The 18,976-nt window shown below is 37.3% G+C and carries 26 protein-coding genes and 1 pseudogene; 22 read left to right on the top strand and 5 right to left on the bottom strand.

The features are described from left to right. Positions 1–32 precede the first annotated feature (32 nt). From ACOI1C_RS00685 to ACOI1C_RS00655, 7 genes are all read left to right on the top strand, one after another. Positions 33–620, top strand: coding sequence for a TlpA family protein disulfide reductase (locus ACOI1C_RS00685; RefSeq protein ID WP_422506978.1), 588 nt, complete (start codon positions 33–35; stop codon positions 618–620). Between the two features lie 239 nt (positions 621–859). Next, positions 860–991 (top strand): FbpB family small basic protein, encoded by a 132-nt coding sequence (locus tag ACOI1C_RS00680; RefSeq protein WP_422506976.1) that lies wholly within the window; start codon positions 860–862, stop codon positions 989–991. A 94-nt stretch (positions 992–1,085) separates the two neighbouring features. After that, positions 1,086–1,229 (top strand): acid-soluble spore protein N, encoded by a 144-nt coding sequence (locus tag ACOI1C_RS00675; RefSeq protein WP_422506974.1) that lies wholly within the window; start codon positions 1,086–1,088, stop codon positions 1,227–1,229. A gap of 124 nt (positions 1,230–1,353) precedes the next feature. Beyond that, a complete protein-coding gene (gene tlp / locus ACOI1C_RS00670) occupies positions 1,354–1,590 on the top strand; it encodes a small acid-soluble spore protein Tlp (RefSeq protein WP_422506972.1) in 237 nt (78 codons plus the stop codon). Positions 1,591–1,678: 88 nt separating this feature from the next. Continuing rightward, positions 1,679–3,994 carry an AAA family ATPase gene (locus tag ACOI1C_RS00665; protein ID WP_422506970.1) on the top strand — a complete coding sequence of 772 codons (2,316 nt, stop codon included), beginning with the start codon at positions 1,679–1,681 and terminating at the stop codon, positions 3,992–3,994. Between the two features lie 17 nt (positions 3,995–4,011). Then, positions 4,012–4,437, top strand: a complete 426-nt coding sequence (locus ACOI1C_RS00660) for an acyl-CoA thioesterase (RefSeq protein WP_422506968.1) — start codon at positions 4,012–4,014, stop codon at positions 4,435–4,437. Beyond that, on the top strand, positions 4,437–4,742 hold the full coding sequence (locus ACOI1C_RS00655) for a hypothetical protein (RefSeq protein WP_422506966.1): 306 nt from the start codon (positions 4,437–4,439) through the stop codon (positions 4,740–4,742). Before ACOI1C_RS00660 ends, ACOI1C_RS00655 begins: the two co-directional genes overlap by 1 nt. A 21-nt stretch (positions 4,743–4,763) precedes the next feature. Here ACOI1C_RS00655 and ACOI1C_RS00650 read toward each other — a convergent pair whose 3' ends face one another. Further along, the gene (locus tag ACOI1C_RS00650; RefSeq protein WP_422506964.1) at positions 4,764–5,057 is read right to left on the bottom strand and encodes a HesB/YadR/YfhF family protein; all 294 of its coding nucleotides are present in this window, start codon (positions 5,055–5,057) and stop codon (positions 4,764–4,766) included. Positions 5,058–5,212: 155 nt separating this feature from the next. On the opposite strand from ACOI1C_RS00650, the gene ACOI1C_RS00645 reads away from it, so the two are divergent. From ACOI1C_RS00645 to ACOI1C_RS00610, 8 genes and pseudogenes are all read left to right on the top strand, one after another. Continuing rightward, positions 5,213–5,401: a PAS domain S-box protein gene (locus tag ACOI1C_RS00645; protein ID WP_422506962.1), complete on the top strand. Its 189-nt coding sequence runs from the start codon at positions 5,213–5,215 to the stop codon at positions 5,399–5,401. Next, positions 5,355–5,978, top strand: coding sequence for a PAS domain S-box protein (locus tag ACOI1C_RS00640; RefSeq protein ID WP_422507606.1), 624 nt, complete (start codon positions 5,355–5,357; stop codon positions 5,976–5,978). Before ACOI1C_RS00645 ends, ACOI1C_RS00640 begins: the two co-directional genes overlap by 47 nt. Then, entirely contained in the window at positions 5,941–6,495 is a 555-nt protein-coding gene (locus ACOI1C_RS00635; RefSeq protein ID WP_422506960.1) for a diguanylate cyclase domain-containing protein, read from the top strand. Before ACOI1C_RS00640 ends, ACOI1C_RS00635 begins: the two co-directional genes overlap by 38 nt. A 197-nt stretch (positions 6,496–6,692) precedes the next feature. Beyond that, the gene (locus tag ACOI1C_RS00630) at positions 6,693–6,827 is read left to right on the top strand and encodes a hypothetical protein (RefSeq protein WP_422506958.1); all 135 of its coding nucleotides are present in this window, start codon (positions 6,693–6,695) and stop codon (positions 6,825–6,827) included. 90 nt (positions 6,828–6,917) lie between these two features. Beyond that, positions 6,918–7,043 (top strand): hypothetical protein, encoded by a 126-nt coding sequence (locus ACOI1C_RS00625; protein ID WP_422506956.1) that lies wholly within the window; start codon positions 6,918–6,920, stop codon positions 7,041–7,043. Between the two features lie 90 nt (positions 7,044–7,133). Next, a pseudogene (locus tag ACOI1C_RS00620) lies at positions 7,134–7,241 on the top strand (sigma factor-like helix-turn-helix DNA-binding protein); the annotation flags it as partial. Further along, a complete protein-coding gene (locus ACOI1C_RS00615) occupies positions 7,238–7,441 on the top strand; it encodes an anti-sigma factor family protein (protein WP_422506954.1) in 204 nt (67 codons plus the stop codon). The pseudogene ACOI1C_RS00620 and the gene ACOI1C_RS00615, both read left to right, overlap by 4 nt. Before the next feature lie 19 nt (positions 7,442–7,460). Further along, entirely contained in the window at positions 7,461–7,592 is a 132-nt protein-coding gene (locus tag ACOI1C_RS00610) for a hypothetical protein (protein ID WP_422506952.1), read from the top strand. Between the two features lie 17 nt (positions 7,593–7,609). Here ACOI1C_RS00610 and ACOI1C_RS00605 read toward each other — a convergent pair whose 3' ends face one another. The 3 genes from ACOI1C_RS00605 to plsY form a co-directional block, all read right to left on the bottom strand. Further along, positions 7,610–8,782: a CapA family protein gene (locus ACOI1C_RS00605; protein WP_422506950.1), complete on the bottom strand. Its 1,173-nt coding sequence runs from the start codon at positions 8,780–8,782 to the stop codon at positions 7,610–7,612. Between the two features lie 136 nt (positions 8,783–8,918). Then, positions 8,919–9,104 (bottom strand): hypothetical protein, encoded by a 186-nt coding sequence (locus tag ACOI1C_RS00600; protein ID WP_422506948.1) that lies wholly within the window; start codon positions 9,102–9,104, stop codon positions 8,919–8,921. 107 nt (positions 9,105–9,211) lie between these two features. After that, positions 9,212–9,808 carry a glycerol-3-phosphate 1-O-acyltransferase PlsY gene (gene plsY, locus ACOI1C_RS00595; protein WP_422506946.1) on the bottom strand — a complete coding sequence of 199 codons (597 nt, stop codon included), beginning with the start codon at positions 9,806–9,808 and terminating at the stop codon, positions 9,212–9,214. Between the two features lie 151 nt (positions 9,809–9,959). Here plsY and ACOI1C_RS00590 point away from each other — a divergent pair, with 151 nt between their 5' ends. The 7 genes from ACOI1C_RS00590 to ACOI1C_RS00560 all read left to right on the top strand — a co-directional run bounded on the left by ACOI1C_RS00590 (position 9,960) and on the right by ACOI1C_RS00560 (position 17,975). Next, the gene (locus tag ACOI1C_RS00590; RefSeq protein ID WP_422506944.1) at positions 9,960–11,684 is read left to right on the top strand and encodes a glycosyl hydrolase family 18 protein; all 1,725 of its coding nucleotides are present in this window, start codon (positions 9,960–9,962) and stop codon (positions 11,682–11,684) included. 209 nt (positions 11,685–11,893) lie between these two features. After that, positions 11,894–12,829: a DMT family transporter gene (locus tag ACOI1C_RS00585; protein WP_422506942.1), complete on the top strand. Its 936-nt coding sequence runs from the start codon at positions 11,894–11,896 to the stop codon at positions 12,827–12,829. A gap of 148 nt (positions 12,830–12,977) precedes the next feature. Then, positions 12,978–13,892: a hypothetical protein gene (locus ACOI1C_RS00580; protein WP_422506940.1), complete on the top strand. Its 915-nt coding sequence runs from the start codon at positions 12,978–12,980 to the stop codon at positions 13,890–13,892. A gap of 33 nt (positions 13,893–13,925) precedes the next feature. Beyond that, positions 13,926–14,579 (top strand): DUF4129 domain-containing protein, encoded by a 654-nt coding sequence (locus tag ACOI1C_RS00575; RefSeq protein WP_422506938.1) that lies wholly within the window; start codon positions 13,926–13,928, stop codon positions 14,577–14,579. 24 nt (positions 14,580–14,603) lie between these two features. Beyond that, positions 14,604–15,740 (top strand): DUF4350 domain-containing protein, encoded by a 1,137-nt coding sequence (locus ACOI1C_RS00570; RefSeq protein WP_422506936.1) that lies wholly within the window; start codon positions 14,604–14,606, stop codon positions 15,738–15,740. After that, the gene (locus ACOI1C_RS00565) at positions 15,737–16,666 is read left to right on the top strand and encodes an AAA family ATPase (RefSeq protein WP_422506934.1); all 930 of its coding nucleotides are present in this window, start codon (positions 15,737–15,739) and stop codon (positions 16,664–16,666) included. The genes ACOI1C_RS00570 and ACOI1C_RS00565 overlap by 4 nt, the downstream gene beginning before the upstream one ends. Continuing rightward, a complete protein-coding gene (locus ACOI1C_RS00560) occupies positions 16,617–17,975 on the top strand; it encodes a DUF58 domain-containing protein (RefSeq protein WP_422506932.1) in 1,359 nt (452 codons plus the stop codon). Before ACOI1C_RS00565 ends, ACOI1C_RS00560 begins: the two co-directional genes overlap by 50 nt. On the opposite strand, the gene ACOI1C_RS00555 is transcribed toward ACOI1C_RS00560, so the two are convergent. Then, positions 17,953–18,933 carry a stage II sporulation protein M gene (locus ACOI1C_RS00555; RefSeq protein ID WP_422506930.1) on the bottom strand — a complete coding sequence of 327 codons (981 nt, stop codon included), beginning with the start codon at positions 18,931–18,933 and terminating at the stop codon, positions 17,953–17,955. The two genes, ACOI1C_RS00560 and ACOI1C_RS00555, sit on opposite strands and share 23 nt — an antisense overlap. Between the last annotated feature and the right edge of the window lie 43 nt (positions 18,934–18,976).

The following is an 18,976-nucleotide window of genomic DNA, read 5'->3' as shown; positions in this document are numbered from 1 at the left end:
GAAATGAAACTCTTTTTGAAAGGATGGGTACTATGAAACGTATAATTGCCATTTCAATTCTCTTAGGACTGATAGGTTATACCATATATACTCAAGTTTGGGTAAAGACTACGCAGGAAACTGCAAATGTTGTTCAAAGTTCTCAAACAACAAATCCATTCAACCCTAATGAGAAACTAGGGACTGCTATCCAAAAAGGACCTCTACTAAATAAACAAGCTCCAGACTTCACTTTAGAAACATTAGATGGAAAAGATGTAACTCTTTCCGAGCTAAAGGGGAAAAAGGTATTTATTAATTTTTGGGCAAGCTGGTGTCCACCATGTCTAAAGGAGATGCCAGAAATACAAGCTTTTTCAGACCAGAATCCAGATATTATTGTTTTAGCAGTAGATTTTCGCAACACAGAAAAGAGCGATGAAGCAGTTCAAGAATATATTACCGAAAATAAGTATACATTTCCAGTACTTCTCGATAGAACAGGTAGTGTTGGAAATGCCTACAAAGTATTAACCTTACCTACTTCCTACTTCGTAAATACGAAAGGGGTGATTCAATATAAATATATTGGGCCACTTACCATCGAAAATCTGGAAGAACTTGTTAACACATTAGAATAATATTTGAAAAAAAACAACAGAAAACAAAATCTGTTGTTTTTTTATTTGAAAGGCTCACCGCCCGCCCCGGGGAATGGTGCATCCTCTCGTTACAATCAACCACTCCTCTTTTGGTTAAATAGCAACAAAGTTTAGAAAACAGCCATATATATAATTAAAATTTTCGAAAAAATGTCATAATTCCTTCAGCTATTGGGAAAGATAGATAGTACAATAGAAGAGAAGGTAGGTGACCTAGAATGAGAAAATTTAAAAGACGCTCATTTCAGGAATTAGTTCAAGAAAATAAGAAGCAATTACTTAACGATAGAGAAGCGTTAGAGCGAATTGAAGATCGTTTGGAGCAAAAACGCCTAAATAAAGCTGAATAGTGATTGAAGCGAAGGAAGCGGGTAAAGATACCAGCTTCCTTTTTTACATAGTGAAACCTTTTCTTGCAAACATTAGAAGTAAGGGGTGATATTGATGGGCAATCCAAAGAAGAAAAGTAAGTATTTTGTTCCAAATCATGTCGGTACACAGCCAAGAGGGTTTAGTGGAAACAAAGGAAAACAGTATAATGATAAATCAGGTGAGCATCCTGAAGTAATCCAAACTAAGGGTGAATAGATGATTACCTACAGGGGAGATGTGTCCTCTGTTTTACCTATGAATGCGTTAAAAACACAACATATTGACATTTCAATTAGAGAAACTAAATCTGTAAGAGAAGATAGTAGAGGAGGTATGGAGAATGGCAGAAAAACAACAACGTTCGAATCCAGACGATCGTAGCGATAATGTAGAAAAGCTACAAGTGATGGTTCAAAATACGATTGAGAATATGCAAGAAGCTGAGGAAACCATGCAAGTGTCTAACGATAAGGATCGAGCAGATATCGAAGCGAAAAATGAACGTCGCCGTGATAGCTTAGATGCGTTTCGTAATGAAATTAAGGACGAAGCAAACTTTAGTAATGAAAGTGAATAATAACATGTTCCTGAATGACCAAGCTAATGCTTGGTCATTTTCTTTAACTAATCCCCCATAGAGTGCTATGATAGATAGGGTGATAACAATGGACCAACGAGAAAAACAATCATTTCAAGAATTACTACATATGAAAGATAAATGGAAACAGGAAGTTTTTAAAACTGGATTTATAAAAGATGAAGGAGAAGTTGTTCAGGCAATTAAGTTTTTAAAATATAATCCAGAGAATGAGCTGGAATCGACACTCTTATGTCTATTAGCTCAAACAAGAGTTCATCGATTAAATGTAATCGATGAGCTGACACTTTCGTGGATTGATCGTGCAAAAAAACTTGATCCTAAAAACGAAGAAGTGTATCAATTTAACAATAAGATTATTCTTTCTACCTTTCAATCACTAAGGAGAACTTTGCGATTTCCCCCTATCCGTGAAACGGATAACAGAACGACAAAAAAGAAGCTTGCTGAAAACTACATAAAACAATGCAAAGTTTTTCTTGACGAGTATGTTGAGAAAATTGAAAAAGTAAATAAGATATCTAATTTAGACAAGCTTGATCACGAAGTACTTACTTGGATTCAAACGTTTGAGCTACTAAATAATCATGTCATTCTGCTGTTAAAAGCATCTGAGGAATATTTTGATTCCATAATTGGTGTTTTTCACACTTCAGCGTATCTGGATGAGATTAAAAAGAACCTCGATGAAATAGAAACACTAAAGATAATGGGCTTTGAGAGTCCAACGAATACTGAAATATCATCAAGTAGCAATAGCCTACAAGATCTTGAAAAGATGATTGGACTACATCAGGTAAAGAAACGCGTGAATCAACACTATCATTACTTACAGTATCAAGAAAAAAGAAAAGAACTTGGATTTAAAATGAAGGATGAAGTCAGTTTAAACATGGTTCTGACAGGAAACCCAGGAACAGGGAAAACAACCCTTGCTCGTCTATTAGCTAAGATTTACCATGAACTAAATGTCCTCCCTAAACCTGAAGTGGTGGAAGTTGATCGAACGCATCTTGTGGGTTCATACATTGGGCAGACAGAAGAAAATGTGATGCTCGCCATCAAGCGAGCACAAGGTGGCGTTTTATTCATCGATGAAGCTTATAGCCTTAAAAGGGAAGGTCAGACCGGAAACGATTATGGTCAAACAGCAATAGATACAATTGTGTCTGCCATGACTAGTGGGGAGTATGCCGGTAAGTTTGCTGTTATTCTGGCTGGATACCCGGAAGAGATGAGGCAGTTTCTATGGTCAAACCCTGGACTTAGAAGTCGCTTTCCAGAAAGTAACCATATACATTTAGAGGACTATTCCAATGTGGAATTACTGGAAATCGCTATAAAAATGGCGTTGGATAATGATTATGTTTTAACTAAAGATGCACTTGAAGAACTAGATAACCGAGTGAATAAACAAAGAGTTGACGAAAGCTTTGGAAATGCAAGAGCAGTAAAAAGTATTGTATTAGACGCCATCTTTCAAAAAGGTTCATCAACTAAGATTGATGATGTAGACCCATTCGATTTAGCGATCCTCGAGAAAAAAGACTTAACCTCGACTGAGTTGGATATCGGGAGCTCCTCTTCAGAAGAATTGTTGAACGAACTGGTGGGGCTTCAGTCAATCAAGGATGAACTTAAAAAAATTCAGCATTTTGTGCAAATTCAACAAGTAAGAAGAGAAAAGGGTTTTAAAACGGTACCCATCCAGCTACATGCTGTGTTTAATGGTAATCCGGGGACAGGGAAAACGACCGTTGCCAAGATGTATGCAGAGATTTTAAAGGAAAGTGGATTGTTAAAACGCGGTCATCTTGTCGTGACGAGTAGGGCGGATCTCGTAGCGGGATATGTGGGCCAAACAGCTAGTAAGACGAAGAAAAAGATACGTGAAGCTCTCGGTGGCGTTCTTTTTATTGATGAAGCGTATTCATTGCTTTCCTCAGCAACATCCGACTTTGGAAGGGAAGCAATTGATACAATCGTCGACGAAATGACGAGGCATGATGAGAACTTAGTAATCATCCTTGCTGGCTATCCGAATGAAATAGAAAAGCTCTTGCAAAGTAATCCGGGTATAAAATCAAGATTTAAAAAGTTTTTCTATTTTGCAGATTACACACCTGAGGAAATCGTGCATATGATTCAAAAACGTTTAAAAAAATATGATTATTCAATGACTCAAGAAGCTGCTTCTGCATTAAAAGAATTTACACGCAGTCTTTCAATGAAAGGGAATGGAAGATTTGCCGTTACAATTGTGGATGAATTAATTCAAATACAAGCGGCACGAATCATGGAACAAACTGTTTTAGATGAAGCTGATCTATGCGAAATTAGTGAGAAGGATGTTGAAGAATTACGAATTGTGTTAAATTCATAAAGGAGAGATGAAATAAAATGGTTGTTTCAACTAGAGAAATTGAGGTAAGATATGCCGAGACCGATCAGATGGGGGTCGTCTACCACGCAAATTATCTTATTTGGATGGAGTTAGGGAGATCCGGACTTATCAAAGACTTGGGCTTTAGTTACGCTGAGCTTGAAGCTGATGGTGTTGTTTCACCAGTGATTGATTTACAAATTTCCTATAAAAAGCCATTGAAATATGGAGAAATAGCAACCATTAAGACGTGGATTGCTGAGTATGATGGATTCCGTTCAATCTATGGATATGAAGTTCACACTCCAAGTGGAGATTTAGCAGTATCTGCAACGTCCACCCATGTTTGTGTGAAAAAAGATTCATTTAAACCCATCGCATTTCGAAAAGCATATCCTGATTGGCATGAAGCTTATTCCAATGCAAAAAAAGGGAAAGAATAGTGGCTTTTGGCATTAAACGTGAGGAGCTAGTAGCATGGAAAAACAATGTGGAAAAAGGAGATTCAGTTGTTTTTCTAACTCATTACTGGCTTCATCCAAGGTTTCCAACCATTAAGACGATTACAAAAGCAGGTTGTTCTAATTTGGATCTACTTCAAGAGTGGGGAAAAAAATATGATCTAAAGCCTGAGTGGATCCACAAACGTGAGCAATATCCGCACTTTGATTTAATTGGGGACAAGCAAGTCCAAATTTTGAATGAAGAGGGAGTATTGGAACAAGTGAAACGGTTTCATTTAAAATAGCCGCAATACATTGTGCGGCGGCTAATTCTTTTCATAGTGGAATTCAGGTTCTCTATATTTATCATTATACTGCACTTGAAGGTCATGACCATCAAAGTACCATAAATCCTTTTGTTCGACGAAAAACGTAATACCTTTGGATTCTACCTGTAAACCGATCTCATCTGGAGTGTCCTTATTAACACCTAGCGAAAAACCAGATTGAACGGTTCCATATCCACCGTAGCGTACAAAGAAACGAATGAAATCTCCTTGATGTAAGTATAGTTCTTCCAGGTACCAATTTGCCGCTTTGTCTTCAATCGTTAGCTTCATGATAATCCCCTTTCGTTTGATGGTTCATTCTTATTATAGAGAAACATGTGAGTTGGTACAAATTATGTTGATATTCAATCGATGTTTAGAAATGTATAATGATTTTGAAATTATTTTGACAAAAATGGAAATTATGATTTGTGAGGATGATTAGTATGAATCCGAATAATACCTTTCAAGAAAATACAGAAAGCGAGCTAGAAATCATATGGAATAACACGAACGATGCGATATTTTTAATAGCCTCAGACGGAGCCATTAGTAAGGCAAATCCTTCATTTGAGAGAATGTTAGGTTATTCTGCAGAAGATAAAGGACAATCCAGTCCCTCCAATTATCCCTGAACACTATTTAAAAGATCAAGAACCTTTCTTAAATCTTATGATGAAAGGTGAAACTCTTACATATTACGAAGCTCAAAGGTTAACAAAAAACGGGAAGTTAATTGATGTCGTCGCATCCTATCGACCGATTACATCAGCGTCTGGTAAGCTATTATTTATCGTTGGAATGTACAAAGATGTTACCTGTCAAAAAGAAACACAAAGACAGTTGATAGAGAGTGAGCAAAAATACCGATTCATTAAGGAAAATACGACAGACTTAATACAGGTCTTAGATGAGGCAGGTAATATTTTGTATCTTTCTCCTTCCGTTCAAAATATGTTAGAATACCCATCAGTTGAGGCGTTACTAGGAATCTGTTTACTTGATTATATTCATAATGAGGATAAAGAAGGATTTCAAAATATGTTAAATGAACTGAAAGACGATCAATCATCCCATCACGGGGAATATAGGTACCTTACAAGTTACAATTCGTATAAATGGTGTGATGTAAAGGGGACAGCTGTAATAGATAATGGAGTTTTGAAGTATATTTTTGTTTCAAGAGATAGCAGCGACCAAAAAGCGGTATGAAGAAGAATTAAGGCGATTAGCTTTTCATGATCCTTTGACAGGTTTACCGAATCGGAGACTCTTTACAGATACTCTTATTTTAGAATTGGAAAAGGTGAAAGAGAGCAATGAACATTTGACTATCTTTTATCTGGATCTTGATAACTTAAAACAAATTAATGATCAGCTTGGTCATAATATTGGAGACTTGTTATTAATACAGTTCGGTGAAAGGTTACAGCAATTTATTTCAGAACGAGATATGATTTGTCGAATGGGTGGAGATGAATTTATTATTCTATCTCCTTCTCTCTCTGCTAAAGAAGCAGGTCAATTGTATGCGAAAAAAATCATACAATCTCTTGAAACACCCTTAAGAGTGGGAGAGTTAGAAATCACAGTTACTACATCAATTGGTCTTACTTTGTATGATGATGAAAAGAAAAGCATGGGTCCTGAAGAGTTAATAAAACAAGCGGATGATGCATTATATAAGGCGAAAACTAAAGGTAAGAATAGATATGAATTTTGGCAGTAGATTGGTGCAATATTTCGCTGGAATCAACTACTCATCTTATTGGTATAATAGAAACAAAGTTTACGAAAATAACCTAAATGCAAAAGGACCAACGAAAATTGGTCCTTTTGCAATTCTAAAAACATTTCTGCATAAATTTGAAGGGTATTTTATTTTTCATACGTCTAACGTAGTATGAAGAAGGAAGGAGGGAGAACATGAGTACCGATGAACAGCTAGTTCATCAGATTTTGAATGGCCATACAGAGCAATTTAGGGAAATTGTCTCCCGGTATCAATCAAAGGTTTGTTCGGTAGCTAATAAAGTAGCAAGAGATCAAAAATGTTGCTGAGGATATTGCACAAGATGCATTTTTACAGGTGTATATTTGCATTCATTTAAGGAAGAATCGAGCTTTTCGACTTGGATATAACGTATCACGATGAACAAAGCACTAGATTGGAAGCGGAAGCAGGAAAGTAAAAATTCAAAGGATACATCATCAAATGCAGAGCAAATTGCCGATGTTTTTGTTCTCTTACCAGAACAACAGCTGCTAAAAAAATAGAAAAGGATTTGATTCACCAGACAATTACCTTTCTTCCTGAAAAATACCAGGTGGTTCTTATCTTATATTATCTTTTAGGATAAGAGTTATAAGGAAATTGCAGAGAATCTCGGCATTGCCATAAAAACGGTTGAAACGAGGCTATATCGTGCAAAAGGATTAGTGAGAGATCATTTGACAAAGGAGGGATTAGGATGAAACATCTATCAGACGATCTACTAGTAAGCTATCAGCTGGATGAGTTAAAAGGAGTAGACCGAATCGAAGTGGAAAACCATCTTGAAGATTGTAGTGTTTGCCAGAATCAGTTTGAAGAGTTATTAATACTTGATAGTGTCTGGGATGAACCATCCTTTGAGCCTTCAGTCGACTTTACTGATCATAGGGAAAACGACTAATGAATCGGTAACGGGTTCCGTGAGTTGGGAGAGAGAAAATGACCAGGAAGAGCATGACTATGAGAAGGAAGGTAAGGTAGTGGTGGGATCTGGGCATTACCTTACAAAGTTATCAAGTGTCAATGGGGATGTATCGGTTGTTTTGGAATAAGTGAAAAAGAGCTCAAGCTATTTAGCTTGAGCCACCTGACTTTCAGGGAGCAATTGAAACATATGATTATCAATATCCTGGTAAAGAGCTGTGGCTTCGGCTAACCCATATTCAGAAGCATTTTTTAGCGGAACAACTTTATAACGGTGGGCTTTGGATACATAGGTAGAGATGAACTCTGGATTATCAATGGTGATTGAAGTCACACCATTACTTATTTCTTTATTTATTGAGAGGGTTAAAACTCCACCTATTTCACGATAGATTGATTTTTGACTAGAAAGAAAGTTTCCGAGCGAGTAAGCAACAAAGCCATTATGACCATTTTCAGCCTCTACCCATTCCATCGGTTGAAGGACATGTGGATGATGACCTAAAATAATGTCTGCCCCAAATCCAACGACATCTTTTGCCATCTGCTTTTGTTCGTCACTTGGCATCCGTTGATATTCATTTCCAAAATGTAAGCTGACCACAACAACGTCACTTAATTCTTTTGCTTGCTGAATCTCTTTTGAAATCTTGGACATGTCGATCAGATTGACTAGATAGGGCTTTCCCTCAGGAACGGGTATACCATTCGTTCCATACGTATAAGCAAGAAAGGAAAACGTAATGCCGTTTCTCTTAAGCGTTCGAATGAGCTTGCTATCTTCTTCAGAATGATACCCACCTGTATATGGCATGCCAATTTTGTTATAAAAGGCTGTAGCGTTTTGGAGCGCCTTTTCGCCACGGTCGAGAGTATGATTATTGGCTATCGATACAATATCAACTCCTGAATCCTGTAAAGCTGAAGCTACTTCATACGGACTATTGAAACTTGGATAAGTGGATAAACCGATTTCTTCCCCACCAATCATGGTCTCTTGATTCGCGATAGTCAGGTCAGCCTTTTCTAAATAGGGTTTCACCTCGGCTAACATGGGGGTGAAATCGAACCCATTAGCTGTTTTTGCAGCATCATAAACGAGACTATGTATTAAAACATCTCCAACTGCAGTTAATGTAGCCGTGCTTTTGAAGTCCTTTGTTGAGATCCTTTGTTTTTTTGTCAGGTGTTCTTGAATAGGGTATTCTGTTAAGTTCGGTGAGGATTGTTTGGAATACATAAACCATACTAGCAGAGTTGAAGTGATGAGTAAGAACAAGGACGTAAATATTCCAATAAGAATCATACGATTTTTCACAAAGATGAACTCCTTCTTTTCGAAATCTAATTTCTACTATAATACAAATTTAGACAAAATGTATAAATTTATTTCAAAAAGTCGAACAATTTGAAATTAAATGCTTATTAGTTGAAATTAGATATAAAAAATCTTACTACTCTTCTTCTAACTCTTCATTCCACTCAAGTAATTCTTCAAATGAATGGATTTTCTTATGTGACGTTGGTTGTGTTTGTGTAGTATCCTCCAGCATCTCGAACAACTCTAGAGCAAATTCCTCATCATGGTTTGATACTTCTACCTCATAAACAAAGTTTTTGGGTGTTTGTTTTTTATGCATTGGTGTGACCTCCTTTTTAGGAAATGATTGTATATATTGTATGCCTAAAATAAGAAAAACATCCTATGGTAATAGAAAATAGAGGCTAAAACAGAAAGCACCCATATTTATGGGTGCTTTCTGCCAAATAAATGTACTTTCGGTTCAGTTTTATTTAAGATTCGTTTTATATTCGAACGGTGTCTGTAGAATACGAATACAACTAATAGTGCCACCACAATAATTAATGGAAAATCCCTTGTATACAAGCTATATGTAAGTGTGAAAAGTCCAGTAAGCATGGAAGATAAGGATACATATTTAGTCACTACCAAGCAAAGTAAAAAGATCAGTAGCATAGATATAAAAAGCATATGATCATAACATAACAACACCCCACCTGATGTTGCGACAGCCTTACCACCTTTAAAACCAGCAAAAATTGGATACATATGCCCAACAACAGCAATTGTTCCGACTAATAAAGGATGAATATCAGAGCCGAAAATAAAAGGAAGCGAAGCCGCTAACGTTCCTTTTAATATGTCTGAAATGGTAACGATAAATCCAGCCTTCTTGCCTAGTATTCTAAATGTGTTCGTACCGCCAAGATTTCCACTTCCGTGTTTCCTTATATCGATCCCATAGCCTACTTTCCCAATGATCAACCCTGATGGGATTGATCCTAATAAATAAGCAAGGACAATGATTATGAATTCAAGCATGCCCACTTCTCCTTTTCTATTTATTGTACCATGCGCTTTTTTTCCTTTGAAAACATTTTTTCATCAAAATAGGACAAATTTTTCTAATTTATGAATTGCCCTTTAATTTTAGCGAAGAATTCAGTAGGATGGAAGAGGGGAGGCGAAAGTTATGTCAAGAATTGAACCACAAAAGAGAAAGAAGGTATCAATGCCTTTAATTTTAATAGGATTGGTTGTATCTATTCTCTTAGTATCTTCTAGTCTATATTTTTTGCTCTACCCGTTTCCTTCGGAAGAAAAGGTGACGTATTTTACGGAGGAGCATCCAATCATTTACAAAGGGATCACAAATGGTGAGGCAGTTGTAATTAATAGTGAAGTATATTTGCCGCTCTCATTTGTACATGAAAATATAGATGAAGGAATAACCTATGATGAAGCATCTAGCTCGGTTATTTTAACAACCCGAAACAAAGTTGTGCAAATGCCAGCTGATGCGCTATCTCTGTTTGTGAATGAACAGCCTGTAAACCTAGAAATCCCTGCAACGACCTTGAAGAACGGGGAAGTGTTCATTTCCTATTCAGCCATACAATCCTACTATCCGTTTGAAGTAACTGTATTAAGTGAAACTGGAGCTGTTTTGGTCCGAAAAGACGGTGATTCTTTTGCCTTGGGAAACGTGTCGCTTTCAGAAAATGCACATGAAAAAAGACTACGCAAAGAGCCAATTATGACGGCTCCATATACAGCTGAGGTGAGTCAGGGTGAAATCGTAACCATTGAAAAAGAAGATAGTAATTTCTATTTCGTTCGTAAACAAAATGGGATCGCAGGCTTCATTCAAAAGAAACAAGTTGTTATGGAAGGCACTGAAACAGTTATCGTAAAGTGGGAAGAAGACAAAAGGTTTTCTCCCTCGATCAGCTGGCCTATAAACTTAACATGGGAAGCTGTTTATACTGAAAATCCAGATACGAGCAAACTACCTCCTTTAACAGGAGTAAATGTTGTATCTCCGACTTGGTTTAAAATAAAGAATGAGCAAGGTGAGATTGCCAATCTAGCTTCAATGGAATACGTGAACTGGGCAAAAATACAGAACCTTCAAATTTGGGGCTTGTTTTCGAATGATTTTAACCCTGAACTAACTCATACCGTCTTACAAAGCTATGAAACTAGGATGAATATGATCCGACAGATTCTTCAATATAGTCAAATGTATCAGCTTAATGGTATAAACATAGATTTTGAAAATGTGAAAACAGAAGATGGGAAATTAGTTACACAATTTGTAAAGGAACTCACGCCTTATTTACACCAAGCTGGCTTAACGGTCTCCATGGATATCACATTTATTTCTGAAAGTGAAATGTGGTCTAAATTCTATGAAAGAGACCAACTCGCAGGTATTGTCGACTATATGATTGTGATGGCTTACGACGAGCATTGGGGCACATCGCCTAAAGCTGGGAGTGTCGCTAGCTTCCCATGGGTAGAATCGAATCTGAAAAACCTACTCGAGGTTATCCCACATGATCGACTAATTCTTGGTTTGCCGACTTATACAAGGATTTGGAAAGAGCAAGACACTGAGGGTGGTAATATAGAAGTTTCCTCAAAAGCCTACTCCATGGACTATTTAAAGGAATGGCTCGTTGAACATAAGCTTGTACCTGTTTTTGATGAAGTTTCAGGCCAGCAATATGCTGAATATCGTGATGAACAGGAGAAAGCAACTTACAAGGTTTGGATTGAGGATGCGGATTCACTTTCAAGAAGAAGCCAGCTCGTCCATCACTACCAACTAGCAGGAGTAGGAACGTGGAGTCGTTATTTTGCTAGTAATGAAGCATGGGGAGCAATCGACGAATCATTAAAGCATCGAAAATAGGTTAAAAGGAACAGAATGTCTGTTGGCATTCTGTTTTTTTTCTGAAAAAGAGAGATGAAAGTTGAATTCGGTAAATATGATTCTCCCATTTTATAAAGTCTCAAGGTGGCATAACCAAACACTCAATTGGAAAAATTTCACCTTTACTCAAGCATGTGCAGTTGATACAGTTGTTACATCAAATTTTTTTTAAAAAGGTAGGTCTTCATGTGTCAAAATGGGTACTATATAGTTTATTAGTTGGGTTAATGGTTATTTGGGGATTTAATGTCTCTGCCATAAAGATATTAGTCACATACTTTCCAGCAGCATCCATTCAAGGAATACGAATTTTACTGGCTGGAATTGCAGTCCTTTCTTTCCTGTTTTTATCAAAAAGTCTACAGAGAGTATCAAGGAAAAACATTCTAGGAATACTCGTTGCTTCCATTTTTGGAGTGGTTGGGCATCATCTATTTCTTGCCGTAGGTTTGACAACTTCAACAGCAACAAATGCTGGACTTATTTTAGGACTCATTCCGCTATGTACCTCCATTTTAGCGATGCTGTTTCTCGGAGAAAGGTTTACAGTTTCTAAGTCTCTAGGGATTTTAGTGGCTTTAGTGGGTGTTTACTTCATTGTTATGAATGATGAAGGTTCGCTGAACGGTTTAGCCATAGGGGATTTGTATTTAGTAGGAGCTGTGATCACACAAGCAATCAGTTTTATTTTGATCAAAAAGCTTACTGATAATATTGACTCCAAACAAATGACGGGGATGATGCTGTTTTTTGGTGCGTTGATGTTGTTAGTGCCAAGCTTATTTATTGAACAGGTTGTCCCAACAAATTTCGTTGATGTACCAGCGTATGTATGGTGGATACTAATTGGATCAGCAATCATTGCTACTGGGCTTGGGCATGTATTATATAATTATGCGATGCAACAGCTGGGAGCTGGAACGACGGCTATTTTTATAAACCTTACACCCTTCTTTTCTTTAGTGGGGTCGACTCTCTTTTTAGGAGAAGTGATCACGACGAAACATCTCATTGGCTTTAGCTGTATCATTGCTGGTGTTATCTTAGGGACCGGGACCTTAAAGCTTCGTTACAAATCAAAATATCCACAAACTGAACATATCAAAATTGCAGAGAAATTTTAACCCTTTAAACCTTCCAATCTCACAAGTTGGAGGGTTTTTACAATGCGATTCATTTTCTCGATTCATTTTCAATTATTACACTACTTTATTGGAAAATAATGATAGAATAAGTGAAAAGATAACATTTTCTATTGAAGGAGTAGTTAGGATGAATAATCAGTTTAACAAACCAAAGGGGTTTGGAGAGATTCTGGACCAAACATTTCGCTTAAGCAAAAATCATTTTACTCATTTTTTTATGATTTTATTAATTATCATGGGACCCATCTTTTTACTACAAGCCGTTGTTGATCTATTTGCTGGAGCAAGCTTTTTTAGAACAGTTGGAACTGGAACAGAGTGGTATGAACAAATTCTCTCGAGATTTGAGGAACCTTCTGCTGATTATTCGACTGGAATAGGAACACTTATTGGAATCATTTCGATAGGACTTATTAGCCTTATTGTCTATCCAATTGCAGATGCTGCTATATTACTTGCTATTGATCAAATTAGAAAGCAAGAAGAGTATAGTGTTGGATCAGTTTTGAAGAAAGCTTTTTCTCGTTTTTGGCCAATACTTGGTAGTAATATTTTATACGGATTAATCATTATAGGTATTGTAATTGTTCCAATTATTCTCGTAGCATTAGTAGGCGTATTTGGCACTGCTGCAAATCCAGTAGTAGGTATTTTGATTGCTATTTTACTAGGTTTAGGTTTTCTTGTTGTTCTGGTCTATTTGCTAACCCGTTGGAGTTTCTATTTTGCCTCTGTTGTGTTAGAAAATAATGCACCAGGTATATCGAGAAGCTGGAAGCTAACCCGCAATCGAACTTGGGTAATAGTAGGGTTATATATTGTGTTTTCCATGATTACCGGAGGTATTGGCTATGCGATTCAGCTTACTTTTGGTGCCATACTTGGAAACAGTGTAGTAATGAATATCATCGTAAATATGACGACCCTATTAACCACGATGATTTTCACGGTAGGATATGCCATCATGTTCTTCGACTTAAAAACTAGGCATGATGCAGATGATTTAAAAGAAATGATCGAAGAGTACAATGAGGTTAAATAATATACCTTACCCAATTATAAGTAGGTGATGATGTTGACCTTTAATCCGGACCAAGCTCGGGATGATATTAAGGATATTTTAGATGATAAAGAATATAGAATATATGATAACGATTCGAGAAATATATTCGAAATCTTGTGGGAGAAATCTTATGAGTGGCTGACCGAACAATTAGCCAAGCTTTTTTCTTCATTTGAACCAACAGGTGCTATGACAGGGACAATCCTACTTGTAGGGATTGTTGTTGTCATGACATTATTGTTTGTTATTCTTCTTGTTGTTGTAAGAAACAGAACTCGTAAACATCCGTTTCGAGATCATAAACCCTTGCATTCACTAAGTGAAATGAAGTGGTCTTATCAAAGACATCTATTAGAAGCAAGAACGCATGAGGTAGTCGAAGAGTACAATCTTGCAACACGTCATATGTTCTTAGCCTTACTTCTATATTTTCATGAAAAGGGATGGCTAGAAGCAAGGGTTTGGAAGACAAATTGGGAGTATTATGACGAATTACTTAAGGTAAATCAAAACGGTGCAGACCATTTTTACAATTTGGCTCTTTTATTTGATGAAGTCACCTATGGAGAGCGAAAAATCCAAAAAGAAGAATATATTCAATATCGAAACGATGCAAAGAAGTGGCTTGAAGTTTCTATAGAACAGGACTCTTCACTAGAAAGGTAGAGAGAAAGGAGGTAAGAAGTCGTTTTGCAGAAATTTAGACAAATATGGCTTTGGCTAGTAGCTATTCTTATACTATTTTCGATTTTTAGTTATCTAATTAGTTCACAAAAGCCAAAGGAATTCCCGGATTACGTTTTTCATTCTCCTAGCCCATCAGGCTTGAAGGCGATTTATACATATTTAGAGAATGAAAAGATTCCAGTAGAGGCTTGGTCTTACGATCCTAAACTACTGACAGATCGTGATGCAAATCATTTACTCATTATGGTTGAACCTTCTTATATTCCTGAAAAAGAAGTAATGAAAGAATATATGGACTTTATTGAGGCGGGAAATACGATTCTTTTACTCAAAGAAAATCCTAAGGGTATGTTTGGGGTACGATCAGCTTTTATCGAACAGGATCCCTTTTTAAATGAAGCTTTTACAATCATTTTTGATAAAGATTTGAATGAATATAAAGCTAAAATAACTTCCAATGTGAGATTGATTTCAACTAATAAAGATGAAGTTCTATTACAAGATGAATTTGGACCAATTGCGATTAAGCAGTCCATCGGAAAAGGTGAATTGATTGTTTCGAACTCACCGGGGTGGATGACCAATGATGCCCTGTTAATCAATGATCATATTCCACTTGTTCTGTCACTTGTAGAAGAAGGGAAATCAAATGATATATGGTTTGATGAATACAGCCATGGGGGGCAAAATGCTTCTACCCTATTCACGTTATATCCGAAATGGTTTTTATTAATCATGTTTCAAGGTGGATTGTTCACCATCGTCTGGCTTTGGAGCCGAGGGAAACGATTTGGTCCCATTTTAGTTGAAAGAGAAGAAACGGTTCGCTTTAGTGATGAGGGAATCAACGCTTTAGCAGCTTGGTACCAAAGAAGTCGAAGGTATCATGATTCTCTAGTCATCCAAGCTGACTATTTAAAGGTTCTTTTATATGAACGATGGGGTACTCCTTACAATAAAGATTGGATTGACCTCGCGACTATACTTGAACGGAAGTGGACTAGAATCCCAAAACCGGAGATTCGTCCGTTTCTAAACGGCATAACGCTCGTTTTAGCAAAGGAAAAAATAAGTAAACAGGAATATTTATTATGGTCGAAAAAGCTAGATACATTAAGAGAAGAGGTGGAAGAAGGATGAAAACAGAACTTACATCATTTTTGGAGAGATATGAACAGCGTATTTTAGGTCAAAGTTTAAATCTGAAGCTCTTGCTATCTGCAATCCTAGCGGGTGGGCATGTTTTACTTGAAGGAGTACCAGGGACAGGGAAAACACAAATGGTCAGAACGCTTGCTAGTTTACTAGGTGGAAGCTTTAACAGAATCCAGTTTACTCCTGACTTGCTACCGAGTGATATAACAGGAAGCACGATTTACAATATGAAGGAGAGCACGTTTGAAACATTGAAGGGACCGATTTTCACCAACATCCTTTTAGCCGACGAGATCAATCGAACACCTGCCAAAACTCAGGCTGCCCTTCTTGAAGCCATGGGAGAAAAACAAGTAACGATTCACGGAGAAACGTATCCTTTATCTGATGTTTTCTTTGTTGTGGCAACACAAAATCCAATTGAATTTGAAGGAACGTATCCATTACCAGAAGCGCAGCAAGACCGTTTCTTATTTAAGCTACACATTGATTTCCCATCGTTCGAAGAAGAAAAGAACATTTTGAGGCAAGTCATTGAGGATAGTTATGATGCAAGTCAGGTTCATGCAGTTCTCGACATGGAAGCATTTTTAACAATTAGAAAAGAGATTCAAACCGTAACAATTAGTGAAAGTGTATTAGATTATATAATGCAAATCGTGAGAAAATCGAGGGGTTCAGAATCCATTCGCTTTGGAGCAAGTACAAGAGCAGGCATTTCTATTGGAAAGGCTGGTCAAGCCTGGGCCTTCTTATCAGGTCGCGATTATGTGTCGCCTGACGATATCAAAATGGTGGCAAAACCTGCACTAAGACATCGAATTCAATTATCTCCACATATAGAATTGGAGGGAAAGACCGTTGACCATATTATTGAAGAACTTGTGGGGTCGATTCCAGTTCCAAGATAAAGGGGTAGTACCTACAAAGAGATTACTCCTTATTTATCTAGCATTTTCTCTACTGGCTATCGTAAGTAGTGCTTGGAACATCTCTTGGACCCTTATTATTGGGCTCAATGTGACTCTCCTTTTTTTGAGCTTGCTTGATTTATTTGTTTCACCGAAAAAAAATCAACTTAGCTTTAAGCGGACAATCCCTCATGAAATGGAAAGGGGGATCAAGTACAACGTTCAACTAGAAGTAGGAAATTCTTCCTCTCAATCTATTGAATATCGATTGATTGACGGACTGCATCAAAGCTTCAAAAGGCCCTTTCCGCTGCATGGTCATGCTCCAAAGGAGACAACATCTGTCATTACATATGAAACCCTTGCACCTGTTAGAGGGAATTATGAAATATATAAGCTTTTTTTTCGGTATCGCAGTCACTTTGGATTATGGGAAAAACAAGTAACAGTTTTTTTAGAAGATACGGTGAAGGTCATTCCTGATTTAACAGAGACAAAGCACTATTTAGAAAGTGCACAGCGTTATCTAATGTACGAGGGTCTAACCATTCGAAAGCAGAAAAGTGGTGTCGGAGAATTTTCAAAGGTCAGAACCTATGTTGAAGGCGATGATCCCCGCAAAATAAACTGGCGCCAAACGGCAAAGCTTCAAACAGTTATGACCAATGATTACGAACCAGAACACGGTAAATATCTGACCGTATTACTTGATTGTGGAAGAATGATGGGCGCTGAACTAGTAAAGGGAAATCGGTTAGAAAGAGCCATTGAAGCAGCGATCACGGTTACAGCAGCAGCACTTCAAAAAGGAGAATACGTATCTGTTTTGGCTTTTTCAAACAAGATAAAGGTCTATGTTCCACCTGCGAAAGGAATGGCTCATCTTCAGACCATTCTTCACTCCATTTATGACCTTGAAGTAGATGCAAACGAGTCTAATTATTCAGCTGTTTTGCAATACATCCAGACAGTCCAAAAGAAACGAAGTCTGCTTTTATTGTTTAGTGATGTCCGTACCTTTCTACACGAAGAAAGTGCCTTGGCCTATTTGAAACGACTTAGACAACGGCATCTATTCCTAATGATTGGTGTTGAGGATCATACACTGATAAGTAGAATAAATGAGGCACCAATAGACGTACAAAAAGTCATGGTGAAAACTATTGCTCAGCAACAAATGCTTTTTAAGAAGCGAGAAAAAAGTAAGTGGGAAAAACAAGGCCTCCAAATGGTGGAGGCACGTGAGGAAAAGTTAGCGACAGCAGCCGTTTCTTATTATATTGATATTATGAATCGAGGCCTACTCTAGTACGCTTTTTATCCAATAAAAATTTCCCAATAGCTATGTATAGGATCAAGCCAAGAACCGTTACAAAAGCGAAGGCGTATTTGGATTCAAGAGGTAGATCGGCTGGGGTGATAAAGCCTTCAATCAACCCAGCAATGACGAATAACGGAATGGTACCAAGGAATAGCTGAACAGAGTGTGTAGCTTGTTTCTTTAATTGATAGCCACGAGAGAATGGTCCAGGTACAAAAAGCTTATAACCCATCAGTAATCCAGCTCCACCAGCAATAAAAATGGCTGTTAGCTCAATCATACCATGCGGTACAATGTATGCCCAAAACTCATAGGTTCGATCATAATGCCAAAATAGGGCAGCGAGAGCTCCGACAAGGATCCCATTAAAAATCAGCAAATACACAGTAAGTAAACCAAAAGTAATTCCTCCTGCAAAAGCTAAAATGGCGACTTGAATATTATTTGTCATGATTTCAGCTGACATTTGCGAGGTATCCCAAGTGTCGTTTTTATCTCCAAGCTGCTCTGGGTCAACACTTTGAGCAATCTCTGCAGGAATTAATGAATAAATGTGTTGAGGATCATTGATAACGGAAAAGAAGCTTCCCAATGCTCCAATAGTAAAGAGGAACATGGCTGCAATCACAAACTTCCATTGCTCGAGAAGCAGGCCGATAAACTTTGTACTGAAAAAATGTCGAATTTGTTTCAAACTTGAAATTTGATCTTTATATAATAGATTGTGTGATTTAGAAACTAGTCCATTTAAATAAGGTGTTACTTCATCTTGTGGGAAGTAAGTTTGACTGTAAGATAAATGCTGCGCTGCTTTTTGATAGAGTCGATGGAACTGGTCGATCTCTATGCCCTCTATGTTGTTTCTTTTTTTGTGTACAGTCGTCACTAACTGTTCGAGCTGTTTCCAATCTTCACGATGTAGGTTGACAAAATGCTTAACATTCATAAAAACACCTTCTTTATTGTGATGTGAAAAATAGCAAACACAT

The organism is Bacillus sp. DJP31, assembly GCF_049310945.1.
Classification (GTDB): domain Bacteria; phylum Bacillota; class Bacilli; order Bacillales; family SA4; genus Bacillus_BS.
This window is presented reverse-complemented; position numbering and strand designations above follow the sequence as displayed.